General features: G+C 49.7%; 9 protein-coding genes. 3 read left to right on the top strand and 6 right to left on the bottom strand.

Annotated features, from left to right (window positions below; all coding sequences use genetic code 11):
* Positions 1–1,824 (top strand): tRNA(Met) cytidine acetyltransferase TmcA (locus tag ABYW01_RS07725; protein WP_372831902.1); only part of this gene is annotated, 1,824 nt, incomplete at its 5' end.
* Positions 1,825–2,081: 257 nt separating this feature from the next.
* The gene (locus tag ABYW01_RS07720; protein ID WP_372831901.1) at positions 2,082–2,630 is read left to right on the top strand and encodes a hemerythrin domain-containing protein; all 549 of its coding nucleotides are present in this window, start codon (positions 2,082–2,084) and stop codon (positions 2,628–2,630) included.
* A gap of 133 nt (positions 2,631–2,763) precedes the next feature.
* Here the strand turns inward: ABYW01_RS07720 and ABYW01_RS07715 are convergent, their stop codons facing one another.
* The 5 genes from ABYW01_RS07715 to ABYW01_RS07695 form a co-directional block, all read right to left on the bottom strand.
* On the bottom strand, positions 2,764–3,900 hold the full coding sequence (locus tag ABYW01_RS07715; RefSeq protein WP_372831900.1) for a DUF484 family protein: 1,137 nt from the start codon (positions 3,898–3,900) through the stop codon (positions 2,764–2,766).
* 180 nt (positions 3,901–4,080) lie between these two features.
* Positions 4,081–4,674, bottom strand: coding sequence for an indolepyruvate oxidoreductase subunit beta (locus tag ABYW01_RS07710; RefSeq protein ID WP_372831899.1), 594 nt, complete (start codon positions 4,672–4,674; stop codon positions 4,081–4,083).
* On the bottom strand, positions 4,671–6,536 hold the full coding sequence (locus ABYW01_RS07705) for a thiamine pyrophosphate-dependent enzyme (RefSeq protein ID WP_372831898.1): 1,866 nt from the start codon (positions 6,534–6,536) through the stop codon (positions 4,671–4,673). The genes ABYW01_RS07710 and ABYW01_RS07705 overlap by 4 nt, the downstream gene beginning before the upstream one ends.
* 273 nt (positions 6,537–6,809) lie before the next feature.
* Positions 6,810–7,343, bottom strand: a complete 534-nt coding sequence (locus ABYW01_RS07700; protein ID WP_372831897.1) for an Lrp/AsnC family transcriptional regulator — start codon at positions 7,341–7,343, stop codon at positions 6,810–6,812.
* A gap of 44 nt (positions 7,344–7,387) precedes the next feature.
* On the bottom strand, positions 7,388–7,870 hold the full coding sequence (locus tag ABYW01_RS07695; RefSeq protein ID WP_372831896.1) for a GNAT family N-acetyltransferase: 483 nt from the start codon (positions 7,868–7,870) through the stop codon (positions 7,388–7,390).
* Between the two features lie 97 nt (positions 7,871–7,967).
* Between ABYW01_RS07695 and ABYW01_RS07690 the strand changes: the two genes are divergently transcribed.
* Positions 7,968–8,660: a pseudouridine synthase gene (locus tag ABYW01_RS07690; RefSeq protein WP_372831895.1), complete on the top strand. Its 693-nt coding sequence runs from the start codon at positions 7,968–7,970 to the stop codon at positions 8,658–8,660.
* Between the two features lie 186 nt (positions 8,661–8,846).
* Here ABYW01_RS07690 and ABYW01_RS07685 read toward each other — a convergent pair.
* On the bottom strand, positions 8,847–9,047 hold a 201-nt coding region (locus ABYW01_RS07685), incomplete at its 5' end, for a cold-shock protein (RefSeq protein ID WP_372831894.1).

The raw sequence follows: 9,047 nt of genomic DNA, 5'->3' as shown, positions 1-9,047 counted from the left end.
GTTCTATTATGTCCTGAGCTCAACGACTGGCATGAATATGAAGATCCAGAACACAAAGCGTTGGTGGTGGAGCCTTATGGTGTTGAAGCGGTAGGGCGACGCTTTATTCGTCGACTGGTTTCGCTGATTCGTCAGGAAGATCAATTGGCATTGCTGACGTCTGATGGTTTTCACGCAGAGCCTCGTACCCGCTCGGAGCAATCCTCTTCAGGACATAACAATGTTCCTGCTCCTTATGCATCTGCAGATCAGCAAAAGGCTGTCGATCTGATTACCAAGACGCTTTCTCGTGGTCGGCGTCCGGTAGTCATGACCGCCGATCGTGGTCGTGGGAAGTCCGCAGCATTGGGTATTACAGCCAGTCAATTGATGCGCAAGGGCACCAAGCAGGTGTGGGTAACAGCACCCTCTCTGGAAAATGTCGCCGAGGTCTTTACCCATGCGGCAGCACAGTTAACGCCGGTTCAGGTTGAGAAAGGGCGTGTCACCTGCGGTTCTACAGTACTGCAATATATTGCGCCTGATGACGCCTGCCGTATCGACGGGCATGGGGCCGTTTTGCTGGTGGATGAAGCCGCGGCAATCCCTGCTCCTGTGCTGACACGCTTATTGGACCGTTTCCCTCGAATTGTATTCTCCACCACGGTTCATGGTTATGAAGGGACCGGGCAGGGATTTGCTGTTCGTTTCCGGCGAGAGCTGGATCGACGCACACCTAACTGGAGAGCCATTGAGCTGGTAGAACCGATACGCTGGGCAGCGGGAGACCCTCTGGAAGCCTTCATCTTTGATAGCTTATTACTTAATGCTGAGGCGTTATCTGAAGATGAAGCCCTGCAATGTGATGGTGAAACATTGACGATAAGCTGTGTAGAGAGGGATCAGCTACTGGCCGATGATGTGTTGCTCAAACAGTTATTTGGTCTGCTGGTATTGGCCCATTACCGAACAACTCCCGGCGACCTGCGAATTTTGCTCGACAGTCCGAACCTGACGGTTTGGGTCGCCCAACAGAACAAGCAGGTGGTGGGTGCAGCACTGATTGCGGAAGAAGGGCCTATTTCAGTGGAATTGGCCCAGGCGCTTTGGGAAGGAACGCGTCGTCCGAAAGGGCATTTATTACCACAAACGGTGATTGGTCAGGAAGGTTATCTGGAAGCCGCACCTTTGCGTTGTGGTCGCATTATGCGTATTGCGGTCCATCCGATGTTGCAACGGCAAGGTGTTGCACGTCAGATGTTGCGCGAGATTGCAGAATTCGGGATGCAGAATCAATGGGACTATCTGGGGTCCAGCTTTGGTGCGACCGAAGAGCTGTTGCTGTTCTGGCAGAGTAATGGTTTTGGCGCGATTCGTCTGGGTGAAAACCGCGATGCGGTGAGCGGTACGCATGCGGCCTTGGTATGTCGTCCGTTGTCTGACCCTGGCCGCTTAATGTACAACCATTTGCGTGAACGCTTCACCCAGCAGTTACCCTTGCTGTTGGGGTATAACTTACGCGACCTTGAGGTCGAAGTTTTGCCGATGCTGCTGCAAGGGATGCGCTTTGATACGGATCTTAGCCGGCATGATATTCGTGATCTGGAGGCGTTTGTTCAGCATAACCGCAGTTATGAAAGCTGCATTGCACCGATTCGCAAGTTGGTGATTCGGGCATTGAAAAATCGTTCAGTCTGGCACGCATTGACACCGGACGAGCTATCCTTATTGGTATCTAAAGCACTACAGCAACGCAGCTGGGAAGAAATAAATGCGGAATCTGGCCGGAAAACACTGATGCGACGCATGCGTGCGCTGATCGGTGAGTGTCTCAGATTATCCTGATTAACCTAACGTGTGGCGAGAATGTATACACCGATGATCGCCGCCCGACCGCCTGTTTCTTTCACTGGAGCGTTTTCATAACGCCCTGATAGGCACTGTTGTTGTCCTGAAAACTGACCTCGGTATTTATACATGTGTGATATGTCATTCAATGTTTTTGTGAGCGTCTTTGATACCTGATTGACAGGTATCAAAAACATAAAGCGATGCCGGGATATATAGTTAGTCAAATGCACACAATTACTGGAGGCTTCGTTATGACCATCCTGAATGAGTTGCACCAGGATCATATCAATCTCAACAAGATGCTGGCGATCTTGCGCCTCAAAGTTGAAAAATTGCGGGCGGGAAATCATCCCAACTTCAGCCTGATGGCCGACGTGATCGATTACATCTCAAATTACGCTGATGCGTATCATCATCCCCGTGAAGACAGTTTGTACCACCATTTCCATGGTCGTAGTTCTGAACTGGATGCATTGCTTAAAAATTGCGAACAAGCCCATCAGAGTATGCGCGAGACCTGCGTGGAACTGTCAGAAACCATCGATGGTATCTTGCACGATGCGGTGATTCCGATGGACGAGTTTACCGATAAGCTGGAAGCTTTTCTTGATGAGCAGGCAGAGCATTTGAATCTTGAAGAGGGCTCATTATTTCCGATGATACAGGGTATTGCGACGGATCAGGATTGGGCGCAGCTTATTACTGAGTTACCTAAGTCCGACGATCCTCTATTTGGTGAAAAACAAGCTGTCCAATATAGCGAGCTGTATAAAGAGCTGCTGGTGGATATGAACGAATAGAAAGTCGCGAACGGATAGGTCTGTCAGCATGATCCAGTAAGCTGGATATCCCATACCCAGGACACTGCTTATCGGTGTCCTGGGTCTTCAACTTGTGCTGTTTACAGAATCCAAAGGCCACATGGCAAATGTATTATACCGCTTCCAGCTTAGGCTTTGCGGGGGGCTCTGAACCTGAAGTCGCGACAAACTGGACCTGATCACGACCCGCTGCTTTAGAGTGGTAAACCGCCTTATCAGCGGCTGAAATCAGATTATAGGCAAGCCGTTCGAACGTATCTCGCTTATAACTTGCAGGGTAGCAAGTAGAAACGCCTATCGATGTGGTCATTCGGAAGGGTTCGCCCTTATCGCTGCGGAAAATCAGGGCATTAAACTTTTCACGCAGGTTGTCTGCGAGTTGAACGGACTGAAGCTCATCACAATTAGGTAATAGAATCGAAAACTCTTCACCGCCATAGCGAGCGACGACATCCGATTTTCGTTGCTGCTGCTTTAAAAAACCGCCTACCGTTCGTAGCACCCGATCACCGGATAAATGGCCGTACTTGTCATTGACGAGTTTAAAGTAGTCCAGATCCAGGAACAGACAGCTCAGCGGGTATTCGCTACGGCTAGCGCGGGATATCTCACGCTGAATTTCAATCTCGAACGAACGCCGATTGTTCACACGGGTGAGCACGTCAATGATGCTCATCCGCTTCATGTTTTCATAGTTGATGCAATTTTCGATGCAGATCGATATGACGGATGCCAGATGTTTGATGTAGTCGTACATCATTGCATTAGAGTATCGGGTTGGATCTCCACTGCCCAGATGAAGGCTGCCGATGATGCAGTTATGACGCTCAAGTGGCAGTAGAGCGCAGGACAGGATGTAATGGGAACCCGGAAAAGCGGTCTCTCTGATCGTATCATCCGGTTCCCCTACGACCAGGTTCTTATCGGTGTACAGTGTCTTCAACAGACGCTGATTCTCAACAAAACGCAGGGTATTCGCAGGTGGAGGGGGAACGTAATCTTCGAGTAAAGTGCGTGCAGCTTGCTGGGGATCGAACAGTACGAGATTTACCGCATCAAGGCGGAAGTATTCGCGAAACTCGATCAGGATCAGGTCCAGCAGTTCTGACAAGCTGGTACAGGAGAGAAGACGTATCTCCATCTCAAAAAAACTCTTTACGATAGCTTCGTTGCGTTCGACCTTGGAGGCCAGCAAACGTAGCGATCGTTTGAGTTCTCTGTTTTCCCGTTCCAACGAATGTTTACTCATCCTGTCCCCGGTTTTGTCCCCGTAGTAAAGGTTATCGGCGAACTGTGACAAATATAAAACGAATTTTTTGAGGAAGGAACTGCAAAAAACGGGTTATGGGATGAAGTTTGTCTCAAGACGCTCTGACAGAGATGTACTGCGCTGATCTTATTTACAGACCAGCGCATACTTGAGAGTGTGTCAGGAAAAGGCTTTGCGTCCTAGCTCAAAGGCTTGGTGGTTCAGGGCAAGCAACGCTTCCCCTTTATTTTTAAAGCGTTCTGTCAGGCTATTTTCGATTGTACCGGCAGGAAATGGCAAGCGATCAGAAATTGCACCCAGCATAATACTATTAACCAAACGCCGATCACCCAGGTCAATCGCAGATTGTCCTGCATTGTAATCGTGGGTTTCGACACCCATTGTCCTCATCTTTTCGATCGGCTCATCCGGATAATCAAATAACCCAATTGAAACAACGGGTGGTTCCTGTGCAAAGGTATTGACCATTGCCAGGCCGTGATCTTTCAGGTGAGATGCCCAACGTAGCGCTTCCGCCGGTTCAAACGCCAGCATCAGATCAGCGTCGCCCGCTTGGATCGCAGGGGAGTAAACCTTGGGTCCGAAGCGGACGTGGGAGGTCACGACACCGCCACGCTGCGCCATCCCGGCCACTTCCGTTTTCTTGACATCATAGCCCAGAGAAAGCGCGCTGGTGGCGAGAATATCGGCGGCAGTCATAACACCCTGACCACCGATGCCGACAACGAGAATATTAGTTACTTCGTTATTCACTTGATTTCCACCGCATCTATTTTTGTGACGTTGTATGCCGGAATAATGGCATCCGGGGCGCAGGGTTTGGTGCACAGATTGCAGCCTGTGCAGGCCGCTGTATCGATGCTGACAAAGGCGAGCTCTTTCTCTTTACCGTTCGGTTTCACAACAGTCTCCCGACGATCAACCAGAATAGCCGGACAACCGACATCCAGACAGTTACTGCAGCCGGTGCACTTGTCCGCGTCGACTTTCAGTGGGGGCAGCTTGCTGTAGCGTTCGGTGAGAACACAGGGTTGGTTGGTGATGATGACCGACGGTTCAGGAACTTTGACCTCCTGTCGCAGTGCTTTAAACAGAATCGGCATCTCGTATGGATTGACTTCGTGGATCCGTTCCGGTTTGACACCCAGAGCTTCACACAGTTTTCGGAAGTCTACCTGCATGGTTTGCTCGCCATGCAAGTTAAGGCCTGAAGATGGCGCATCCTGTCCGCCTGTCATACCCACCGCACGGTTATCCAGCAGCAGAATGGTGACGTTGCCCTTGTTGTAGGTAATATCCAGCAGGCCCTGCATACCCATGTGCAGGAACGTAGAGTCACCGATGACCGCGAGCACGTTCTTGTTCTCATCGCACTCTGCGCGGCCTTTGTCCAAGCCCTGAGCAACACTCAGTGAGGCCCCCATGCTGATGGTGGTATCCAGTGCATTCCAAGGGTGCCCGGCACCGAGTGTATAGCAGCCGATATCGCCAGAGATGATGGTGTTCTTCACGTGGGACAGGCAGTAATAGATCCCCAGATGTGGACACGCGACACACATGGTTGGAGGGCGAGGGAACACCTGAGCGGTTGGAATCAGTTCGCTTTCCGCAATGGCTTCCCCGATCAGTTTACTCACCGGGGGCGTAATGACTGACGGTGATAACTCGCCAATTTTAGGCAGCAGGTCCTTGCCGTAAACGTCTACACCGGCTGCACGCAGTTCGGTTTCCAGAAGCGGTTCGACTTCTTCGACCACAACCAGTTTTTGCACATCTCCAGCGAAGGTGCGAATGCTCTCAATGGGTGCTGGATGGCTGAAACCCAGTTTAAATACTGGCGAGTCAGGGAAGGATTCTTTCACGTGATAGTAAGCCGCGCCAGATGTGACGAAACCGACCCGCGTATCTGAACCTGAGTCGATACGGTTCAGCTCGGTGTCGGCAGCGAAACTTTTTAAGGTTTCATCGCGTGCCATCATCATTGGAATTCGATTCTTGGCATTACCGGGAACCATGACAAAGCGCGCAGGATCTTTCTTAAATCCAGTGCCTGTATGGCTTTCGGGTTCGCTGTTGATGACGACACCTTTCACATGACAGATACGTGTGGTCAGGCGAACGATGACCGGCACCTCAAATTGTTCGGAGATACCGTAGGCCGCTCGAGTCATTTCATAGGCTTCTTGTGCATCACTGGGTTCGAGTATCGGCAGGTGAGCAAAGCGGCCCCAATAGCGGGAGTCTTGCTCATTCTGCGATGATGATAAGCCCACATCATCCGCGACAACGATAACCAGGCCACCGACAGCACCGACCAGCGTCTGAGTCATAAAAGCATCCGATGCGACGTTCATTCCGACATGCTTCATTGCACACAGAGCACGACTGCCCGCCATTGATGCACCAATTGCCACCTCCAGAGAGACTTTCTCGTTGATCGACCATTCTGAATAGATGTCGGGATACTGAGAAACGTACTCAAGGATTTCAGTGGAAGGTGTGCCTGGATAAGCAGCAGCAACTTTCACACCCGCATCACGGGCAGCTTGTGCTATAGCTTCGTTACCAGAGATAAACTGGCGCAGATCTGCGGATCTGGGTTCGGCGGCGTTCAATATCGGCTCCTTGGGTGTGCTTATGATAGTTTTTCGGTGCACACCTATGTGAAAAATGAATCATTTTGAGCCATGTTACGCAGTTACCCATATGGGGCTTTAGATCCAGATCAAATTTTGGACAGAAGATGCATGAATTGTTCTTTGATTGGAATTATCTTTCTTTTTTAAGTAAAAACTGGAATTATTTTTCTTGTCTTTATTTGGGCAAAGTAATCCCTGCCTTTGATCGCAAAAGTGATCAGGCAATGAGATTAGGGAGAATCGCGAGGCTTAGAGTGGAAGTGCGGTGGTGGACTTTTTCTGGTTTAAGACAAAGCTGGTGTTCATCGAGCGGATATCGGTCTGACGTAAAAGTTCGCGGTTGATATAGGTTTCGTAAGCTTCCATGCTGCCACACGCAATTTTCAGTAGATAATCGTATTCGCCGCTGACTGAGCAACATTCTAAGATTTGGGCGCTGGAGCGGACAAATTCGTCAAAACGCTCTGATGATTCTGGGCGGTGATCGTTCAGAGATACCTGAGCATAAGCCAGAACAGGCACACCAATCTCCTTGGGTGCTAATAGCGCTACATACTCTTTAATAACGCCAATCTCTTCAAGACGCTTTACCCGACGCCAACAAGGGGAGGGTGAAAGGCCCACTTTTTCAGCAAGTTCTTGGTTCGACAAGCGAGCATCTTTTTGTAATTGATCAAGAATAGCCAGGTCGAGTGGGTCGAGTTTCATGGGTATTTTATTTCTCTGAGTATCTAAATGGAGCAACAATCTTCTGTTGTGGTTGGATTGTAATGCTTTTTTCACAGCAGGTCTGTGTCAAAAGTGCGTTTAGGATCAAGGAGAGGGATCTATTTCAACGTTTTGCTGGCAATGACTTCGTACGCTGTGAACTGTTCTCTTTGCCAAAATGCAGCGGCTGTTGGGTTATCGCTGTCCCATGCGACTTGAAGGCATTGGGCCCCCATTGTCTTCAGCTGTGTTTCAGCAGCCTGTAAAAGTGCGGATGCTATACCGTGGCGGCGGTGTTCCGGCTCAACCCAAAGGGAATACAGAACCGCTATCTTAGGCAGTGCGACTGCTGGCTTTTCATAAATATACGCTGACAGGGTTCCTACCAGTCCGTCTTCCGTTTCGGCGACCAGAGAGATAGCGGTCTCTGACGTAATACTATGAGTGACCAAGTTTTCAGTACGTTGCTTAACTTCATCCTGCAGATCACCGCCAAAAGGTTGCTGTTTTTTGCTGGCGTCCAATTTGAGCCAAAGCTGACAGATCGACTCAATTTCACTTTCAAGTGCAGGCCGGATGGAAAATGTTTGGGGGGTAAGCATCTTTCAGGGACACCTTATCAACGGAAGATGCGTTTTATTGTATCTGAAGTGCTGCTGTATGGCCGGTCTCATGGTGAACTCTGGCATAATAGCGCGCATGCGACTGGATAGATTTCTTACACAGCAAACCCGAGAGAGCGGCAAAGCGGTGCGCCAATGGCTTTTGGCCGGGCGTGTGCAGGTCAACGAACGGGTGTGCCGGGACGGTTCACTACAGGTCGAACCGATGCAGAAGATCAGCCTGGATGAGCGAATTTTGCAGGATCAGACAGCACGTTATTACATGTTGCATAAACCGCAAGGGGTGGTGAGCGCAACGATCGATGAGAAACACCAGACGGTGCTGGACCTTATGCCGCCAGCGTTGCGTGCTGATCTTCATATTGCAGGGCGGTTAGATCTGAACACCACGGGCCTGATGCTCATTACCAATGACGGGCGCTGGTCTCGTAAAGTGACCCAACCTGAAACGCGGATTCCTAAGGTTTACCTGGTTGAAACGGAAGATAAGATAGAGGCGGAGTACGCTGATGTGTTTCGTCGTGGTATCTATTTCGCGTATGAAGACTTAACCACGCTACCTGCTCAACTTGAGATCCTTTCTGACCACCGGGCCAAACTCACATTGTATGAGGGGCGTTATCATCAGGTGAAGCGAATGTTTGGATTCTTTGACAATAAAGTGGTTGGTTTACATCGGGAACAGATTGGCGCCCTAGAAATGGATGCTCAATTAAACGCGGGTGATTATCGCTTGCTGACAAATGACGAAGTGAAGCTTTTTTTGTGAGCGAATAAGCGTAGAAATTTTACGTAACGTATGAATATACGTAACAGTACATTTAATGCTTAGAGGGTTCGGAAGCGATACGAAGTGGAAGAACTTGAAGGATCTTTCTTTATGAAAAGGTCGTGCGGGAAATACAGATCAGGACGACCAGGCAAGTCGCCCTGATAATATACTACAGTATAAAAATTATGCTGCAGTTACGTTCTCAGCCTGTGGACCTTTAGGACCCTGAGCAACGGTGAATTCTACTTTCTGGCCTTCAGCCAGAGAACGGAAACCTTCACCCTGGATAGCAGTGTGGTGAACGAATACGTCTGGACCCTGCTCCTGCTGAATGAAACCGAAACCTTTCTCGTCGTTAAACCATTTTACGATGCCAGTAGCCAT

Source organism: Pontibacterium sp. (genome assembly GCF_041587635.1).
Lineage (GTDB): Bacteria > Pseudomonadota > Gammaproteobacteria > Pseudomonadales > Balneatricaceae > Pontibacterium.
This window is presented reverse-complemented; position numbering and strand designations above follow the sequence as displayed.

Coding starts and splice junctions, on each gene's coding strand:
- ABYW01_RS07720 (WP_372831901.1), top strand. CDS start 2,082: ATGACCATCCTGAATGAGTTGCACCAGGATCATATCAATCTCAACAAG.
- ABYW01_RS07715 (WP_372831900.1), bottom strand. CDS start 3,900: ATGAGTAAACATTCGTTGGAACGGGAAAACAGAGAACTCAAACGATCG.
- ABYW01_RS07695 (WP_372831896.1), bottom strand. CDS start 7,870: ATGCTTACCCCCCAAACATTTTCCATCCGGCCTGCACTTGAAAGTGAA.
- ABYW01_RS07690 (WP_372831895.1), top strand. CDS start 7,968: ATGCGACTGGATAGATTTCTTACACAGCAAACCCGAGAGAGCGGCAAA.